The sequence below is a fragment of the Bacillus solitudinis genome, from assembly GCF_002797395.1.
Lineage (GTDB): Bacteria > Bacillota > Bacilli > Bacillales > Bacillaceae_D > Halalkalibacter_A > Halalkalibacter_A solitudinis.
The window spans coordinates 1778438-1796716 of sequence record NZ_KZ454943.1 but is presented as its reverse complement, the minus strand read 5'-3'; the positions used below and the strand labels follow the sequence as shown (position 1 = coordinate 1796716).

The 18279-nt window shown below is 39.5% G+C and carries 13 protein-coding genes and 1 pseudogene; 12 read left to right on the top strand and 2 right to left on the bottom strand.

All coding sequences use genetic code 11. From position 1 onward, the window contains the following. Positions 1-74: 74 nt before the first annotated feature. The 8 genes from mreB to CEF19_RS08490 all read left to right on the top strand — a co-directional run bounded on the left by mreB (position 75) and on the right by CEF19_RS08490 (position 8003). Positions 75-1079 (top strand): rod shape-determining protein, encoded by a 1005-nt coding sequence (gene mreB / locus CEF19_RS08525; protein ID WP_100405697.1) that lies wholly within the window; start codon positions 75-77, stop codon positions 1077-1079. 215 nt (positions 1080-1294) lie between these two features. Further along, positions 1295-2119 carry a flagellar hook-basal body protein gene (locus CEF19_RS08520; RefSeq protein WP_100405696.1) on the top strand — a complete coding sequence of 275 codons (825 nt, stop codon included), beginning with the start codon at positions 1295-1297 and terminating at the stop codon, positions 2117-2119. A gap of 25 nt (positions 2120-2144) precedes the next feature. Continuing rightward, complete coding sequence (locus tag CEF19_RS08515; RefSeq protein WP_100405695.1) at positions 2145-2987, top strand: flagellar hook-basal body protein; 843 nt, start codon at positions 2145-2147, stop codon at positions 2985-2987. Between the two features lie 42 nt (positions 2988-3029). Then, positions 3030-3308 (top strand): DNA-directed RNA polymerase subunit beta, encoded by a 279-nt coding sequence (locus CEF19_RS08510; RefSeq protein WP_100405694.1) that lies wholly within the window; start codon positions 3030-3032, stop codon positions 3306-3308. Positions 3309-3464: 156 nt separating this feature from the next. After that, complete coding sequence (fabZ, locus tag CEF19_RS08505; RefSeq protein WP_100405693.1) at positions 3465-3890, top strand: 3-hydroxyacyl-ACP dehydratase FabZ; 426 nt, start codon at positions 3465-3467, stop codon at positions 3888-3890. Between the two features lie 44 nt (positions 3891-3934). Continuing rightward, positions 3935-5644 carry a sensor domain-containing protein gene (locus tag CEF19_RS08500; protein ID WP_100405692.1) on the top strand — a complete coding sequence of 570 codons (1710 nt, stop codon included), beginning with the start codon at positions 3935-3937 and terminating at the stop codon, positions 5642-5644. Positions 5645-5912: 268 nt separating this feature from the next. Then, positions 5913-6197, top strand: a complete 285-nt coding sequence (locus CEF19_RS08495) for a hypothetical protein (RefSeq protein WP_100405691.1) — start codon at positions 5913-5915, stop codon at positions 6195-6197. 258 nt (positions 6198-6455) lie between these two features. Further along, complete coding sequence (locus CEF19_RS08490; RefSeq protein ID WP_100405690.1) at positions 6456-8003, top strand: C40 family peptidase; 1548 nt, start codon at positions 6456-6458, stop codon at positions 8001-8003. A gap of 114 nt (positions 8004-8117) precedes the next feature. Here the strand turns inward: CEF19_RS08490 and CEF19_RS08485 are convergent, their stop codons facing one another. After that, entirely contained in the window at positions 8118-10070 is a 1953-nt protein-coding gene (locus CEF19_RS08485; RefSeq protein ID WP_100405689.1) for a S8 family peptidase, read from the bottom strand. Between the two features lie 204 nt (positions 10071-10274). Then, complete coding sequence (locus CEF19_RS08480) at positions 10275-11291, bottom strand: C40 family peptidase (protein ID WP_100405688.1); 1017 nt, start codon at positions 11289-11291, stop codon at positions 10275-10277. Positions 11292-11647: 356 nt separating this feature from the next. On the opposite strand from CEF19_RS08480, the gene CEF19_RS08475 reads away from it, so the two are divergent. The 4 genes and pseudogenes from CEF19_RS08475 (at position 11648) to CEF19_RS08465 (ending at position 18150) form a co-directional block, all read left to right on the top strand. Then, entirely contained in the window at positions 11648-12463 is an 816-nt protein-coding gene (locus CEF19_RS08475) for a DUF6612 family protein (RefSeq protein ID WP_100405687.1), read from the top strand. Between the two features lie 649 nt (positions 12464-13112). Then, positions 13113-16511: an Ig-like domain-containing protein gene (locus tag CEF19_RS08470; RefSeq protein WP_100405686.1), complete on the top strand. Its 3399-nt coding sequence runs from the start codon at positions 13113-13115 to the stop codon at positions 16509-16511. Positions 16512-16821: 310 nt separating this feature from the next. Continuing rightward, positions 16822-16949, top strand: a pseudogene (locus tag CEF19_RS24425) (ISL3 family transposase); the annotation flags it as partial. A 307-nt stretch (positions 16950-17256) separates the two neighbouring features. After that, positions 17257-18150 (top strand): accessory Sec system S-layer assembly protein, encoded by an 894-nt coding sequence (locus tag CEF19_RS08465; RefSeq protein ID WP_100405685.1) that lies wholly within the window; start codon positions 17257-17259, stop codon positions 18148-18150. The last annotated feature ends 129 nt before the right edge of the window (positions 18151-18279 follow it).

The following is an 18279-nucleotide window of genomic DNA, read 5'->3' as shown; positions in this document are numbered from 1 at the left end:
TGATAAAATAATTAATTAGGTAAATCGTATTAATAGCTACGGTTATGTTCGGAAAACAGGGAGGAAAAAGAAGCATGTTTGGTCGAGATATAGGAATTGATTTAGGTACTGCAAACGTCCTTATTTACGTCAAAGGTAGTGGCATTGTTCTCAATGAGCCATCCGTTGTAGCTGTTGAAACAACAACAAAGCGAGTATTAGCCGTAGGAGAAGAAGCGTTTCGTATGGTTGGACGTACACCAGGAAATATTGTTGCCATGCGCCCGATGAAGGACGGGGTCATTGCTGATTTTGAAATGACCGAATCAATGCTACGGCATTTCTTAGGCAAGATTAACGTCAAAAGCATTTTTTCGAAGCCGCGTATATTAATCTGCTGTCCAACGAATATCACATCCGTTGAACAGAAAGCGATTCGGGAAGCTGCTGAAAAAAGTGGCGGAAAAAATGTGTACTTGGAAGAAGAACCAAAGGTTGCCGCAATCGGTGCTGGAATGGATATTTTTCAACCGAGCGGTAACATGGTGGTCGATATAGGCGGTGGAACAACCGATGTTGCTGTGCTTTCAATGGGCGATATCGTCACCGCCTCTTCTATTAAAGTCGCAGGTGACAAATTCGATTCAGATATCTTAGCGTACATCAAGAAAAAGTATAAGCTTCTTATTGGAGAGAGAACAGCCGAGAACATTAAGATAAATGTCGCAACAGTATTTCCAGGTGCACGTCACGAAGAAATTGATATTCGTGGACGTGATATGGTCAGTGGACTTCCACTAACGATTACGGTAAACTCAACAGAGATACAACAAGCCTTAATGGAGTCAGTTTCCTATATTGTTCAAGCCTCAAAACAGGTTCTTGAAAGAACACCTCCCGAACTCTCAGCAGATATTATCGACCGTGGTGTTATTTTAACGGGTGGAGGAGCCCTGTTGCATGGAATTGACCAACTACTAGCTGATCAGTTAAAGGTCCCTGTAATCGTAGCAGATGAGCCTATGCATTGTGTCGCAAAAGGAACCGGTATTATATTAGAAAACTTAGATAAAATGTCTAACAAAAAAATTCATATCTAAGATTGCATAAGTTCAACTTCACACATCTTTTGAACACTTTTTAAGTGGTTGTAGGACAAGCCTTTGAGTAAAGATGTTACCTAGTTTCAAAACATAAGAATAAAAATATAAAGTTATTGCAGTGGCGTTCTTCGTGAATGGAAGTAACGTAAAACGCCGACTGCTTTTAGGGATAAGGCTGCTGTGCAGCTTTTCTTATAAAAGGAGGCACGGATATGCTTAGAGGTATGTACGGGGCGGCAGCTGGGATGATTGCTCAGCAGCAACGTCAAGAAATGCTTACAAATAATTTAACAAATGCGAATACACCGGGTTACAAGGCGGATCAAGCTTCATTACGTGCATTTCCTAATATGCTACTAAAAGCAATGGACACCGCAAGTGCTACTCCAGGTCGTGCCCCTTATATCGGGGAACTAACAACAGGTGTTTACTTGCAGGAACGGATGCCGAACTATCGTCAAGGTGACATTCAAGAAACGAATAACAGTACAGACATTGCTCTTTTACAAGGTGTCTTACCACCGACAGAATCAGGACAGCCTGGTGGGTTATTTTATACGGTACAGGATGCCAATGAGGAGCTTCGATACACCAGAAGTAGTAACTTTACACTTGATGGAGAAGGCTATCTAACTACAACAGAAGGCTTCTATGTTCTTGGAACGGATGGACAACGACTTCAAGTTGACAACGACGAATTCAGAGTGAGTGAAAATGGTATGATCACATCAGCCGAGGGCGCTGCGCTTGGGCAAATTAATGTGGTGTATGCAGACAATCCAATGCTACTTGTAAAGGAAGGCAATGGACTTCTCCGACTTGAAAGCGAGGAAGGCCCGCTTCCGACAGCAATTGGGAACGGAGCGATTTCTTTTCAGCTTCAACAAGGCTTTATTGAACGATCCAATGTTGATGCCTCGCAAACGATGACTGAAATGATGAGCGCGTACCGTTCATTTGAAGCGAACCAACGTATACTCCAGGCCTATGACCAAAGTATGGAGAAGGCTGTAAATGAGATTGGGCGAATTGGCTAAATAATTCTCAGGATGAGGGATGAAAATGAACACATCGATGATATCCGCTTCAGTAACAATGGGGCAGCTTCAACGTAAGCTTGATACGATATCTCATAATATAACGAATAGTAATACAACAGGGTTTAAGCGTCGAGAGGCAACGTTTTCGGATCTCTTGTCGCAACAAGTCTACAATCAACACGATTTGAGCAAAGAGGGTGGGCGTCTAACACCATTCGGCTTGCGTGTTGGTTCAGGAGCAAGGATTGCACAAACAGCGCTTCGCTTAGATCAAGGGTCTCTTATCCCAACGGACCGTGAGCTTGACTTTGCAATTGCTGAGAAAAATCATTTTTTTCAAGTGCAATCGTCTGAAAATGGGGAACAGCAAAACCGCTTAACGAGAGATGGAGCTTTTTATTTAAGTGAGGATCCAGATAATGCGGGTCTGCTAACCATTGTAAATAGTAACGGAGATTTCCTTCTAGATGCGAATGGGAATCGAATCAATCTCCCTCTAAACTTTCAAGCCATTAATGTAAGTAACACAGGGGGGCTTTCTGTTACATTAGATGATGGCACGGCGCAAAACATTGCCGACCTTTCCTTAATCCGTGTGATAAAGCCTCAGCTCCTTGAGTCCATCGGGGACAATTATTATCGCATACCGGATGTAGCAACACTAGGCTTTGCTGAGCAAGATGTCTTTGAAGCCGTTGCTGCTGGTGAAGCGTTATTATCTCAAGGGTCGCTTGAAGGATCAAATGTAGATTTAGGGCGTGAAATGTCTGAATTGATAGCAACACAACGTCATTACCAATTCAATACGAGAGCCGTATCGATGGCTGATGAAATGTCAGGCCTTGTAAACGGACTGCGGAGATAACAACACATTAACGATAATGTGTGGGTAACCGAGGAGAAAATCATGAGTGACGTACAAGAAACTAATGAACCAACAACTGAAACAGCCAAAGCCGAGACCCGCGAGGCAAAAAAAGCGGAGAAGCGAAAACGTGGAAGTAAAAAGCTTAGAATTAGGCTCATCCCAATTTGGCTACGGCTTATTATTGTCATCGTTCTTGTCGGTGGTAGTCTCCTACTTGGCCTGATGTTAGGCTATGGCATTTTAGGAGGCGGGACTCCAGCTGATGCCTTGAAGCCTGAGACCTGGTATCATATCTTAGATTTAATGCGTGGAAATTAATTGAGAACCATAGCCATCTGGCTGTGGTTCTTTTATATTAGGCTAAACAGGTCATGTTTAAAGCAGAACTAAATGATTGCAATAGTAAAAGTAAGCATGAGTGAGATTGGATGTGATACAATAAGATAGGTAAAATTTACTGAAAGGTTGATGTGAATGCTTACACTAAAAGAAATTAAAGAAATTATTCCCCACCGTTATCCGTTTCTGCTCATAGATCGAATTGAGGAACTTGAAGAAGGAAAACGAGCAGTAGGCTTGAAAAACGTCACAGCCAATGAAGAATTTTTTAATGGACATTTTCCAGAATACCCTGTTATGCCTGGGGTATTAATTATAGAAGCATTAGCTCAAACAGGAGCTGTGGCTATTTTAATAAAAGAAGAAAACCGTGGTAAAATTGGCTTCTTTGCAGGTATTGATAATTGCCGCTTTAAACGCCAAGTGGTGCCTGGTGACCAATTACGACTCGAGGTCGAAATCACGAGAATGAAGGGACCTGTGGCAAAAGCACGCGGTGTAGCGACAGTAAACGGAGAAATTGCTGCTGAGGCTGATATGACCTTTGCTATTAGCAAATAGTACAGAAAAAGTTAGCTTCATTCTATGAAAGAGAGGATTTCGCGATGAATGCATCTTTTTCCAGGTTTGCAAAGAGTAAGGAAAATGTATTGAAGCTCCTTAACTATATGAATGATGGCCTAATGATTACAAATCAAGCGAAGGAAATCATTGCTGTAAACCCTTCCTTTACCAAAATGACCGGTTATTCATTTGCGGAGGTGGAAGGAAAGAACCCGAAGTTTTTGCAATCCGGTCAGACATCTCGCACAACATTTGAGGAAATGTGGATGTCAATTCGAGAGTCAGGAACATGGACAGGCGAGATCATTAATCGCAGAAAAGACAACTCCAAATTTTACTGTTATATAACGGTGACTGAAATTAGACAAAAGGAACCAGAAGAACGATATTACATCGCAATTATGCGTGATATTACAGAGCGAAAATTAAATGAAGAGAAAATGCATCAGTTCGCTTATTATGATACATTAACAGGCTTGCCAAATCGCAACTATTTCTTTCAAGAACTCAAGCTGGAAATCGCCAAAGCGAAAGAGAAAGAGGAGATACTGGCTTTATTATTTTTTGATTTAGATCGCTTTAAGAAAGTTAATGATTCCTATGGTCATCAGGCAGGCGATGGATTGCTTAGCGATATGGCGGAGAGAATTTCAGAAGTTATTGATGGGATTGGCTTTGTTAGCCGGTTTGGGGGCGATGAGTTCACAGTCTGTCTGCCGAATATTAAGGAAAAGAGCATGGTTAAAGGTATAGTCGAACAGATTTTTAAAATATTCCAAGCGCCGTTTATGATTAAGGGAAACTCCATTTTTATGACAATGAGTATCGGTGTAAGCTTTTTTCCTGATCACGGAACAGATGCTGATACACTTTTGAAGAATGCCGATAGTGCGATGTATCGAACGAAAGATGAAGGTCGAAATCATTTTCGTATTTATGAAATGCATATGAACGATCAAACGGCTGAACAACTTACATTAGAAGGCGATTATTTGCTTGCGCTTCAAACTGGACAATTTGAAGTTTATTATCAAATTCAAATTGATGTTGATGGAAGAACACCGTTTGGTATGGAAGCTCTCGTGCGCTGGAACCATCCTGATAAAGGTATCTTATCCCCGTCCATTTTCATTCCCATTGCAGAAGATACGGGTACAATGGCGGAATTAGATGAGTGGGTGCTAAAGAGAGCATGCCATCAAACGAGAAGGTGGCAAGAAGAAGGCTTGGCTAACTTAGTCATTTCAGTCAATGTCTCAAAATCTTTTTTCAAACAACCAGATTTTATCGTAAGAGTTGAAACCGCACTCACATTATCTGGACTAGCACCTGAGTCACTTTGTTTAGAAGTAACAGAAAACACAGCGATCCTGCAGTTCGAAGATGTAAGAAACAAGCTTTGGAAGCTAAAGGAAAAAGGAATGCGCATCTCACTTGATGATTTTGGGACGGGATATTCCTCGCTAAGCCAGCTTCGATACTTTCCAATTGATACGTTAAAAATTGATCAAACCTTTGTACGTGGATCTAAAGTGAAAGAGAATGAAGCCATTGTAAAACTAATCATTGCAATGGCCGAGAGTCTTAATATGAATGTCATCTGTGAAGGTGTTGAAACCGAGGAACAGCTTAATCTTGTTAAGAAGGAAGGCTGTAGACAGGTCCAAGGCTTCTTATTTAGCCTTCCATTACCAACCGACAAGTGCGGCGAATTACTGAAAAAATTGACTAATTCGAGGAATATTGTATAAATTTCCGAAGATAGGAAAAAGCTTATGTTGACGAACATAAGCTTTTTGCATGCCAATTAGTGTAGAATTTTGTGAGGAATATGGTCTAAATAGCAAATTAACAGAGTTGGTTTATGAGAAACTATGTGACAACTTGTAAATATGGCAGTAGATTACCAAAAAACCCAGCAATGGGTAGACGGTGGAGTTGAAGCTTGGTATGATGCTTACAGGCTAACGGCAAGCGAAAAGAATGTTAGTCACATAAAATATTTTGGGGGTAAGACAAATGAAAAAGAAATTTTTACTTACAACAGCAGCAGCTGTACTATCATTAGGTGTTTTAGCAGCATGTGGAGAAACTGAAGAGCCAGTAAACGATGCTCCAATCGAAGATCCTGCAGTAACTGATCCTGCAGTAGAAGAGCCTGTTGGAGAAGAACCAGCTCTTGAAGAACCAGTAACAGAAGAGCCTGCAGTTGAGGAAGATCCAGCAATGGAAGAGCCAGCAGCTGATGATGAGCTTGAACTAGAAATTGAAGAAGATGCGGCTGAAGAAGAAGCAACGAACTAATTTCTGGCCTTTATAAGCAATTCGGAAACACCTCGCTAATGCGAGGTGTTTTTCGTTGTGATCCGAAATCGTTAATAGATCAGTAAGAGATGTGGAAATAGACGAAAGTGTATTTGTAAAAAAACCTATACTTTGTTAATAAGTATATTTCTTCTTTACAAACTCGTCACATCATAATATTCTGAAAATAGGCAAAAAGTGACTTTTTTCTAGGGGATTAAATAAAGCACTTGATCTTAACGGGAGGTAGATACATTAATGACTGACTCTAGAGTAGCTACACCTATCACTTTATCTCGAAGTAGTAGAATAGCTGTAATCAAATCCAAACCAGCTTCCTCTACACTCAAACGAACAGTACTGACCTCCACGCTCGCAACAGGTGTCTTTCTAAGTACGCCACTTCTAACAGAAGCGGCATTAGGTGATTATCCTCTCGATGTCGGTATGAGCAACAATGATGTTAAAGAGCTTCAAAAGGCATTAAAAGAGAAAGGTCATTTTCACTACCATACAGCAACGGGCTATTATGGGGAGATTACACAGGAAGCAGTCAAAGCCTTGCAAAAAGCAAATGGATTACCTGTAACGGGACAAGCTTCCCTAGAGACGCTTGAACGATTAACCGCAGTCTCAGCTTCATCGTCCTCAAATCAAATTCTTCGTGAAGGAACAGCGAGCCAAGCCGTAACCGACCTCCAAAAGCAATTGAAACAAGCTGGCTATTTTAAGCAAGAGCCATCAGGCTATTATGGCTCTGTCACAACGGAAGCAGTAAAGAACTTTCAGCGTGCTACCCAACTAAAGGTTGACGGGGTTGCGGGACCGAAGACAATGAATGCCTTGCAGAATGCCATGTCTCTTATTGTAGAATCGGACACATCATCAAAGCCCGCCGACTTGAAGCCCACTCGTGCTCCTGTCAAACAGGGTGTTCTTCGCTCTGGTTCGAAGGGACAAATTGTTGAACAACTACAGACTCGTTTGCAACAACTGGGCTATTATACAGAAAAAGTTACAGGCCAGTTCGGCCCAAAAACCAAGGATGCAGTTCGTGCCTTTCAAGAGCAAAACAAATTATTGACCGATGGCATTGTCGGTGCACAAACCTGGGGTGCGCTTAATAATACCAATGTCTCTCCAAATATTATAAAGCCACCAAACCAAGTAATTGAAACGCCAGTAAGTGTCACACCAACACCTGTTTTAGATAACAGTCCACTTCGTCTAGGTTCAAGTGGTGCAGAGGTGTCAAACCTTCAATCTCGGTTACGATCACTCGGCCTCTTCAGTCAAGAACCAACAGGCTATTATGGTACAGTTACTGAGCAGGCAGTCAAAGCATTTCAACGTAAGCAAGGTCTCACAGTCGATGGCGTGGTAGGCCAGCAAACCCTTCAACGTATAAATGAAGCGGCCACTGTTCTGAAACCAACCACTGAAGAATTTAACGTGATGAACCTTGTAGCTGATTCATCTGAGCTTTTAAATATTCCTTATGTTTGGGGCGGAACAACAATCGATGGCTTTGATTGCAGCGGATTTATTGGGTATGTATTCGCAAAAAATGGCATCCAGCTTCCCCGAACGGTTGCTTCAATGTGGGAACGTGGAATAGAAGTCACGGAACCCCAAATTGGCGATCTCGTCTTTTATGAAACGTATGAGCCAGGACCATCCCATGCGGGTATCTATATTGGTAATCGACAATTCGTACATAGTGGAACATCAACAGGAGTGACGGTTGCAAATATGAATACAAGCTATTGGAGTCAACGTTATCTCGGCGTCAAGCGATTACATTAATAGAGGTTATTCCAAAAATAATAGGTCTTGTAGTCTGTACTTCGAAATACGAGGGTACAGGCTTTTTAGCCTAACAAAAAAAGCTAGCCTGGTTAACAACCAGACTAGCTTTTACTATTGATTTAATCGAAAGTCTTCATTTAAAATACGTGAGAGAATCACTGAAAACTGTGCACGAGTTAAAGATTGATTAGGTTTAAAATATCCCTTATCATACCCACTAACAATACCTAAATCAGATAAATGATTAATTTGACGATAGCCTGTCGTCTGCGACGTCACATCTGTATATCTATTAATCACAGAGCTATCACTATTCAACTCGAATGCATTACCAAGAATGGCCGCCATCTGTGCGCGAGTAATCGGCGCATTCGGTCTAAATGTTCCATCGGAGAAACCAGATAAAATTCGACGTTCCGCTGCGATGTTAATCGCACCAGAAGCATAATAATCACTACCTACATCACTAAACAGGGTGTCGCTCTGTGTAGCATCCCAACCAAGTGCCCGACTAATCATTGCAACGGCTTGCCCTCTTCTCACCGGAGCATTTGGTTGAAAATAACCATCATCATAGCCACTGATGATGCGTTTATTTGCTAAATATGAGATATAAGGAGTTGCCCAAAAATTAGAATTCACATCGTGAAAGGAAGTCTGAACAGGCGTCTCCGAACTATCAGTAGCATCAATTACCACTTCATACGTATTGCTTTTTGGCGTTTCTTTCCCGTCTGCATCTACAGCAGCGACAACATATTGATACGATCCAGGAGAGATTAATTGTGAAAAGTTAGGTTGACTAACATTAGCTTGAAGCGTTCCATCCCGGTATACATTATACGACTTCACCTTTTCAGGGGTCGCATGTGACCAAGCGAGTGATAAATCGACTCTTCCATCGGAACGGAGATTTTCAATGTTACCTGTTAAACGATTAGGTGAAGCTAGCACTTCTACTACCTTTTTGGGTGGTTGAATTAACCCGTATCCAAAGCTTTCATCGCGAGTAGAGCTGGTAAGCTTTAAGGCGTTCGTTTGAGCAAGCTTACGAATCTCGTTTGCACTTAAAGTTGGATACGCTTCTTTATATAGCGCCAGAGCGCCAGCTACAAAAGGAGTCGCCATCGACGTCCCACTCATATTTTTATAACCACCACCGAGAAAGGTACTATTAATACCAACGCCGGGGGCTGTAAATTCGATTTCTGGTCCGGTTGCTGAGAAGGCAGCAAGGCGATTCCGCGAATCAACGGCAGACACCGCAATCACGCTTCCATAGCGAGCAGGATACTCAACATCCTTTTTTACCGAATAATCCTCTTTCTTATTACCTGCGGCGGCCACAATCAGAACATTGCGCTCGAACGCATTATCAACTGCTGCTTTTAAAGCAAGAGAAGGGGTCGTTGTTCCTAAGCTAAGATTTACAATATCAATTTGCTGGCTCACAGCCCACTCAATACCTTTAATCGTATCAGCTAGGCGTCCATTTCCAGCACGATCTAAAGACTTAACAGCATACAGCTGTACATTATAAGCAACCCCATAAGACTGGGTGCTCTCTTGTTTGGCTGCAATAATACCAGCACTATGTGTACCATGTCCATTATCATCCTCATAGGAAGTGGTGTAATCTACCATCGATATGCCACCAACTACATTTAAGGCAGGATGAGTTGTAGAAATCCCACTATCTATTACTGCTACTTTAACACCTTTGCCTGTGTATCCATCTGACCAAGAGGCGGGGATATTGAGGTGGTCAATTCCCCAATTCGCATAAGCGGTGGCTTCTACTTGAAACTCTTGATTCATTTCAATAGAGGAAACCGTATCCCATGTTTTCATTTCTGTAATGGTATCCTTCGACGCTTCAACAACGATACCAGGAAAGGTCTCAAATGATTCCAGAATGGTGATGTCATGCTCAGCTAAGCGTTCCTCATCCACCTTATCTTTAAATAAAATGATATACTCCGGTACTTGTGCAGCAACCGACTGAAGCTGAAGAAATGTAAATAAGAGAAATAAAACTAGCGTCCTACTGACATTAACGAACATGTACTCACCCGACTTTCTAAAACAATATTCTATTTAATAGATTCTACGTCTAATTATAAAAGAAGTTTCATAATATTGGAATAGAGAGAAAGAAAGAAAAAAGAAAGAAAGTAGTTTATTAGATAGCGTAAAGGGTAAACCTATTATAAGGCAATAAAAAAAGTGATAGGTTTTTGAAACCTATCACTCAAATGATTCGTTTAATTAATAAAGTGCACGATGTAAGAAGACAGATAGCTGTGCACGAGTTGTTGTATTACCAGGACGGTAGGTACCGTCTTCGTACCCACTCGTAATTCCACTTGCAGCTAAACTCTGAACGAAGCTATAAGATGAACGACTTTCAGCCACATCTTTAAATGAAACTGTGTCGGTTGCTTCTGGTAAATTAAATGCTCTGGTAAATACCACCGCAATATGCTCACGGGTAAAAGGATCATTCGGCTTAAAGTTACCACTTGAATCACCGTTAAACAAACCAGCATCAGTTACAGCTTTAATTTCATTATACGCATGAAATTTAGAGTTAACGTCATTAAATTCTTTCGAGCCACCAGATGGTGATAAGTTTAATGCTCTTGCTAAAATAATTGCAACCTGTGCACGAGTGACAGGCTCACTTGGCTTGAACAAGCTACCAGCATACCCATTGATGATACTATCTTCACCTAATTGTTTAATTTCTCTTTCTGCCCAAAAGTCGGCACGAACGTCATGGTATTGTCCTGCTGGTAATTCTTCAAGAGATACTTTCATAACTTCTGGTTCAGCTTCCAACACACGTCTTGCAGAGACATAACGCGAACCCCAGTAGTAAGGGTCATTCACTGAAGATGTCATCACACCACGAGATGAAGAGGCATGAACAAAGTTTCCACTTCCTACATAAATTCCAGCGTGCGATACACCATTGCCGTCTGTATTAAAGAAGACAAGATCTCCGCTTTGTAAGTCAGACTTCTTAACAGCTTTCCCAGTTCTTGATTGGTCAGCAGAAGTACGTGGCAACTGAACATCCACTTTATTAAACACGTAACGTATAAATCCTGAACAGTCAAACCCGCTTGGAGTCGTTCCACCATACCGATATGGTACCCCGATTTGGTCTCTTGCAGTTCTTTCAACTACATTAGCAGTTGAAGAAGCCTCAGCTCGTTGTAATGGGACAATAGTTGCAAACATGACGAAACTCATGAACACCAACATAATCTTCCTATTCATACAAACACTCCATTCATTTCGACAAATTATATGTATCAATCTAATAATCTACATTTTTTTAACACAAGACTAAGTCTAGCACATGATTATCGTTTTGTTCTTTACAGTTGTGTAACAGAAACAATACAAACACTGTCACAGGAAAAATGTGTATATTTATGGATAAATTTTGAAATAACTAAAATAAGCGTAGTTATAAAGTCATGTAATAATAGAAACTTTACATTAAAGAACAGGAAACATAACTTGTTTCTTAAAAATCAACTTGTGTTCGGGTATGTCGATTTGTACAATAGAGTAGTTAAACAAGTGACAAAGAAAATCAGGTTTCGACCAATATGCTAGGAGAAGATAGAATGAAACAGTGGGGCATTCCGTTTGTAGTTTTATTGTTGCTATTGCTTTCAGCCTGTAATGAGCAGCAATCAACAGAAGAAATATATGATCGCGCAATCGAAGAAACAGAGAAGCTACAAACCGTAAAAATTCAGAGAAACCAAACCTTACGTGCTCAGCAGGAGTCATTCCGCACTCAGTTAGAGGGGTTCGTCCAATACAATCCATTAGAAGCTTTTGGAACGATGAGAATGACGTTGCTGAATTTAAGTGAGCCTCTTGAAATGGAGGTTTACCTCAATAACAATAAATGGGAAATTCGTCCGAAACAATTTGGGGCGAGTTGGCAAACACGTGAGCGCGAAGAGTTCGAGGATGTAATATTCGAAAACCCAACCGTCTACATGAACCTCTTTGAACCATATAAGGAAGAGTTCTTAAAGAAGGAAATTGAGATAGCTTATATGGAAGGAACAGAACCAGAGGATGTAAATCAAAGTGAAAACGAAGAGGAAGAACCGCGAATTCCAGCCTATGAAATTTCCTTTCGAGGCTCAGATGAACAATATAGGCCTCTTGTGAAACAACACTTAGAACAAATGGGCCTCCTCAAACATTCTGATTTGAATGTGGATGAAGTGATGGACACTGTGGAAATTGAACGAATTGATATGACCATTTTCGTAGACAAAGAAACATTTCAAGTCCACCGCATGCAAACACGCTTCCGCTATCTCGTTAACATCCTTGGAGAATTCCGAGTGATTGATGAATCATTACTACTTCGCTTTGCCGAACATAATGAAGCAATTGAATTTGAAGAGTTAATTAACTAGTCATAAAAGGAGTGAACCATGTAATGGTTCACTCCTTCTTTACATTAAATTAATAAACTTTTAGAAAAATTACCAAAAAAGTGAAACCATTTACTAGAATCAAACGTCTAAGTACCGAGGACAAGAAAAAGTTCTCTGAAAATACATGACAAAGTAGAGTCATAAAAGCAAAAGAGGAGCATAGGATGAAAGGGTTGGTCAAATAGGTTTATGTAACATAAATGTAATAAACAAGGATAGAGCTTGATTCTATCAACAAAAAATTCCATAGTTTGACAAGAAACTTGAATAATTGTGTAAAACCTATCAAAATACCCTTTGCAATTTGATAAACTTTGTGTAGAATGACGTTAAGTATTGAATATCTTGCCAATTCATATAGAAAATAACTAGTTTTCTATAAAAGTAACGTACAATCCAGTAGAATCATTGACAGCCCACATTCTACCAATGTATAATCAAGAATGCAGATTTAACGTTATGAATTGGTGATTTTACTAATTTGAGGGGGCGATCGGCGGCTTAATACCTAGGACATAGAGAACAACATTGCTAAAGCCACTAGAATACAAGCTTCATCAAATTAGAACAAATTGTTAATTCTGTACATCACAAAACATGTACATATCTTAAAGGAGGAAATTAGTAAATGAGTTATCAACCTAAATCTTACCGCAAGTTTTTAGCAACATCTTTATCTGCTGCAATCGTAGCATCAGCAGTTGCAGTACCTGTATCAGCAAACGAGGTGACTGCGAGTGCATCGTTCACTGACGTGTCTTCAGATTTCTGGGCAAACGCAGAAATTAGTTATTTAGTAGACAAAGGAATCATCGATGGATATCCTGATGGAACATTCAAGCCGGGTCTAACAATAATCCGTGGTCAAGCTGCTGCATTATTAGCAACTGCTGCTCGTCTTGATGTGCCAGAAACAGTAACAGAGGCTCCTTTCAATGATTTAACTGTTGACAGTTACTTTGCTCCAGTAGCAGAAGTAATGAAAGAAGTTGGATACATCAAAGGTTATACTGATGGTACATTTGGAGCGGGTAACCCTATAACTCGTGAGCAAATGGCTTCAGTCTTAGTTCGTACTTTTGGACTTGAGGATCTTGGTGAAGAAGTAACAGTAACTGACCTTGATACTGTAAGCCCTTCTCACAAAGCTAACGTTGAAATCTTAGCTCAATACGGAATTACATCAACTGATGATAACTCATTCCGTCCAAAGGAAAGTGTAACTCGTGCACAATTCGCTACATTCCTCACGCGTACTCTTACTTACCTAGCTACTGTTGAAGCTGGTCTAACTGGTCTTGAGTTCGTTGATGGAAACACAGTTGAAGTTTCTTTTGATAAAGTAATCACAGCTGCTGAATTAGAAGAAATGGAATTTGCATTCAGTCCAGAACTTGAAGTGACTGGTAAAGCTCTTAAAGAAACGGAAGTAAGTTCTTCTGCTGAAGGTTCTACTGTTGTTCTTACAACCGCAGACCAAGAAGTTGATACTGAGTACACTCTAGTATTAGATGGCGAAGTTACTGTCCTCTCAGGTGAAGGTAAACCTGTACCTGAAGTTGTTGACCTTGCTGTTAACTCTGTGAGTGCAAGTAATAATAAAGAAATTACTATTAAGTTTAATAAAGAGGTTGAAACTGCAACAGCTGAAGATGCAGATAACTATGAGCTTTCAAACGCAGCTTTAGGGGCTGTTACTGCTAAGCTTGCTGATGACAAACAGACGGTTACTTTGACAGTTGCTACTGCTGCAGCTCAACAAGCTAAAACTGATGTAACAGTTAAAAATGTAAAAGATACTGATGGTGCAGCTGTTGCTGAAACCACTGAATCAGTAACTTTCTTTGATACTACAACTCCTACCGCAAATAGTGTGAAAGTTGTTGGTCCTAAAACTTTAGAAGTTGAATTTTCAGAACCATTACAAACTGCTCCAACTTTCGTATTGAATGGTGGGTCATACTCTGTATCACCAACCTTTACATCTGGTGATAAAAAGGTCACTCTAACTTTAGGTGGTACTCTTCCTGAGGCTACTCATACTCTTACTGTATCAGGTGGTAGTGATTACTCAAGTGCAACAGGTTTCGCTGTTGAAAAAACAGACTTAGACTTCACATATGCTGTGGACAAAGTAGCGCCAACCGTTGAAGTTTATAAGTCAACTGAACAAGTTGTAACTTTAAAATTCAGCAAGGCTGTAAAAGCTACTAATCTTAATGCTGACGTGACTGCTTATCACACTTTGAATAACCAAAGTTCTTATAAAGGTACTTTAGCTGCTGTGGATGCTGTTAACGGATATTCTGATACATTTACCGTTACATTCTCTACTCCAATTGCTCCAGGGGCAGGTAAGACTTTATTCTTAAATACAAAAGAAAATAAGTTAGAAGATCTATGGGGTAATGATGTTGAATCTACTTCACTTTCATTTGACCTTGTTTCTGACGTAGTTGCTGCCTCTGTAACTAAAGTTGAAGCTACTGGAAAGAATGCCACTGCTCAAAAAGAAATTACAGTTACTTTTGATGAAGAAGTTGTAAAAGCTGATGCAGAAAACAAAGCTAACTATATTCTTAAAGATGCAAATGGAAATGTTGTAAAAACAGCTGATTTTGCAGATGTAGATACAAACGGTAAGTTTAATAACAATGCTTCAATTGTTTACGATAATGCTACTAAAACTGCAAAGATTACTTTAACAAATGCTCTTGATGCTGCTGGATACCAGTTGACTGTTCAGAACATTAAGGATAAATCTTTCAATTCAAATAAACTCACTTCACAAACTTTAGGTTTCTCTGTAGAAGATAAAATTAGACCTTCTGTTGGAGCAACTACTGTAGTTGATACAAACACACTTTACGTAGACTTTTCAGAAGCAATGAGTTCAACAGGTTTAGCTACAGCTTCTAATTACGAATTTGTTACAAATGGTTCTTTACCAACAAATACAAAAGTTGAAGTTGTAACTAATAAACGAGTGAAGATTACTCTTCCAAACGGTCATGGATTAACTGGAACGGATACAGTTCGTGTCGATGGTTCTCTTACTGACCTTGCTGGTAATTCTATTGGTAGCTTCTATGGTGATTCAACAAATACTTTCACTTTTGGAACACCAACTGCATTTACTCTTACGCCAGCTGCTGACCAAGTTAAGTTAGTAGCAGCTAACCAACTTCAATTTGAAGTTGGAACTGAACTTTCAGCTGTAACTGCTGCTGATTTTACACTTACTGCTACCGGTGCAGATTTAGGTGTTGGAGTATCTAGTGTTACTTATGTAAACAATAATGGAAAAGCAACTGTTACAGTAACGTTAGACGCAGCTTTATCAACAAGTGATTTAAGCACTATTACAAGTTTAGCAATTGCTGACGGTGGTTTGACAAACTCTCTTGGTACAGCTATTAGTGGTGGACCAACTACGTTTGTTGAAGCTTCTGGACACTTCGAAGATAAGTTAGCTGCTAAAGTTACTGGAGTTGAAACTACAGCAACTAACAAAATTACAATTACATTTAGTGAAGGTATTCCAGCTGGTGAAATTGCCAATGCTACTTTCTCTGTTGCAGGTAACACTGTTGCAAGTGTAGCTCATACCCCTGATGCTGATACAGTTGTATTAACATTAACTGATAACATCGATACTGATGCAACTCCAGTTGTTAGTCAAACTGTTGACATCAAAGATGCAAATGGTAATGTTCTTGCTGCAGGAACTGCAACTCCTGATACTGAGGATAGTGTTGCTGCTAGTGTTGCTGGTGATTTCACTAATGCTGATACTAAAATCGTAACTGTAAACTTTAGCGAAACTATGGATGCAGATACTTTAGTTCAAGGTAATTTCTCCAGTACTGCTGGTGGAGCTATCACAGGATTTACTAAAGCTTCTGATAATAAATCAGTGACGATTACATTTACTACTGGTCTTGTTACTAATAATACTGTAGATGTTTCTAGTTCTGTTACTGACGTTGCTGGTAACGCTTCTGGTGCTACCCTAACTAAGAACTAAGTAATCTATATATTATCGGACGATAATATACTTGTTAGGTAGATGCTTCTCACTACTTAAACTATGTTCAAAGACATTAATGAAGAAGTCTCTTGGAGAGCAATTTCCGAGAGGCTTTTTCTATTGGCTCTATTATATATGTTGGGGTTATAAAACATTTGAGGGATAGACTTTAAAATCCCTCTGGATTAGAAGATGTGGTCCTAACTAAAAATGGAATAAATTCAAATGGATTATCAGTTTTTATGTAGAGTGTGAAAAGACGACTCATCGTTGTCCTGAGTTCAACAGTGAATAAAAGTAATCTATTATTACAAAAGTCCCACATTTAAAACTGTTCGAACGCGACACGAATTTATTTTGTAAAGAAGACAGTATCGTTGCGCATGTGGAAAACGTTTTGCAGAGAAGAATTCCTTTATAGCTCGGTATCAACGCCAATTAAAAAAGGTCAACAGTTTATCCCTGCCGCCCCCAACACTTGACTTAGAACCAAATAAAGGGGTTTAGAAATTTGTTTGCTTTATCTATTTCCATTTTAAATTTATTTGAAGTTGGTTATCCACTCAGTTCAATTGTTGCTGCCTTTCGTAGAAATACTTGGATTCTGCCCGAACATCGAATTAGATTTTTTTGAATCTTATCTTTTTTTGTCAAGTTATAAATGCTTTGAAACAATTCAATGTCTTGAGTTAAACTATGTTAAAATCATAATAGATTATTTAAAAATTAAGGAGGCTTCACAATGTCTTTTTTAAAAAATAGAGACAATAATAACTTAAAACTTGACGGAAAGGAAAGTAGTGTTTCTTCTGAGTTATTAGGACATGAAGGGTCAAATTTGTTAGATGAAGAGATTTATACAGAACTATCCTTTTCTCCAAATTGGAATATCTTAAAAGAGGAACTTTATGCTTTCAAGTTTTTAAATGGTGAATGTCTTCCGCTGAAACCAAACCAAATTTCACTAAGTGGGATAGAATTACGTAATAATCAATTAGAGAAAAAGTTAATAGTAACTACCTTTATTCGTAGCAGTCTAGATGTACCTATAAACCTCCCAGAAACAAAATTAGTCTTACTTGATGATAGTAATGCTGTAATCGCACGTAAGCAGTTTGATTTATCAGCTGTTGGAGAAATCCCTCCACGTAGTAGCCGACCATGGACTTTTGAATTTGAACCAAAAGACTTATTGAAGGTCGATATCCCCAAAGAAGGATGGAAACTTGCATTCCAACTAGAGCATAAACATGCTCTAGATTTAGATCCATCTTGGGATAAGATTCTAGATAAAAATGCAAAAAAGCAGCTCCAAGATTTAGTTGAGCGAATGGAAGTACCCAAAAAAGGTGAAGTAAATTTCATGGGAGTGCAAGCTCAAAAAAAGGAAGATGGTGCTCTTCACATAACATTGCTCATTCGTAATGGATCAGAAAAAAACATCAACCTTGAGCAGTTGCCTTTGCAAGTAGAGGACGCTACAAACGAAGTAGTTGCAAAGGGTTCCTTTAAACTCGACAATCTAACAGTTAAAGCTAACACTAGTAAACCATGGACATTTATCTTTCCAAAGGAAATGGCGACAAAAGAAAACCCTGACTTTAGCCGTTGGAAGGCCTACGCACCCCAACAATAGTTTACAATAGAAAGCCTTTTATCTACGAAAATGGAGTAGTTGTAAGGAAAAACTACTTTGTTACTCTGTAAAAAGCCATTGTTAATAAGATGTTTCTAATAGTAGAAAGTCCCAAGCTTATATGGGACT

Excerpts from the sequence above, each read along its gene's own strand:
- CEF19_RS08485 (WP_100405689.1), bottom strand. The coding sequence starts at position 10,070 with ATGTTCGTTAATGTCAGTAGGACGCTAGTTTTATTTCTCTTATTTACA.
- fabZ (WP_100405693.1), top strand. The coding sequence starts at position 3,465 with ATGCTTACACTAAAAGAAATTAAAGAAATTATTCCCCACCGTTATCCG.
- CEF19_RS08480 (WP_100405688.1), bottom strand. The coding sequence starts at position 11,291 with ATGAATAGGAAGATTATGTTGGTGTTCATGAGTTTCGTCATGTTTGCA.
- CEF19_RS08470 (WP_100405686.1), top strand. The coding sequence starts at position 13,113 with ATGAGTTATCAACCTAAATCTTACCGCAAGTTTTTAGCAACATCTTTA.
- CEF19_RS08495 (WP_100405691.1), top strand. The coding sequence starts at position 5,913 with ATGAAAAAGAAATTTTTACTTACAACAGCAGCAGCTGTACTATCATTA.
- mreB (WP_100405697.1), top strand. The coding sequence starts at position 75 with ATGTTTGGTCGAGATATAGGAATTGATTTAGGTACTGCAAACGTCCTT.
- CEF19_RS08500 (WP_100405692.1), top strand. The coding sequence starts at position 3,935 with ATGAATGCATCTTTTTCCAGGTTTGCAAAGAGTAAGGAAAATGTATTG.
- CEF19_RS08515 (WP_100405695.1), top strand. The coding sequence starts at position 2,145 with ATGAACACATCGATGATATCCGCTTCAGTAACAATGGGGCAGCTTCAA.
- CEF19_RS08465 (WP_100405685.1), top strand. The coding sequence starts at position 17,257 with ATGTCTTTTTTAAAAAATAGAGACAATAATAACTTAAAACTTGACGGA.
- CEF19_RS08475 (WP_100405687.1), top strand. The coding sequence starts at position 11,648 with ATGAAACAGTGGGGCATTCCGTTTGTAGTTTTATTGTTGCTATTGCTT.
- CEF19_RS08490 (WP_100405690.1), top strand. The coding sequence starts at position 6,456 with ATGACTGACTCTAGAGTAGCTACACCTATCACTTTATCTCGAAGTAGT.
- CEF19_RS08510 (WP_100405694.1), top strand. The coding sequence starts at position 3,030 with ATGAGTGACGTACAAGAAACTAATGAACCAACAACTGAAACAGCCAAA.
- CEF19_RS08520 (WP_100405696.1), top strand. The coding sequence starts at position 1,295 with ATGCTTAGAGGTATGTACGGGGCGGCAGCTGGGATGATTGCTCAGCAG.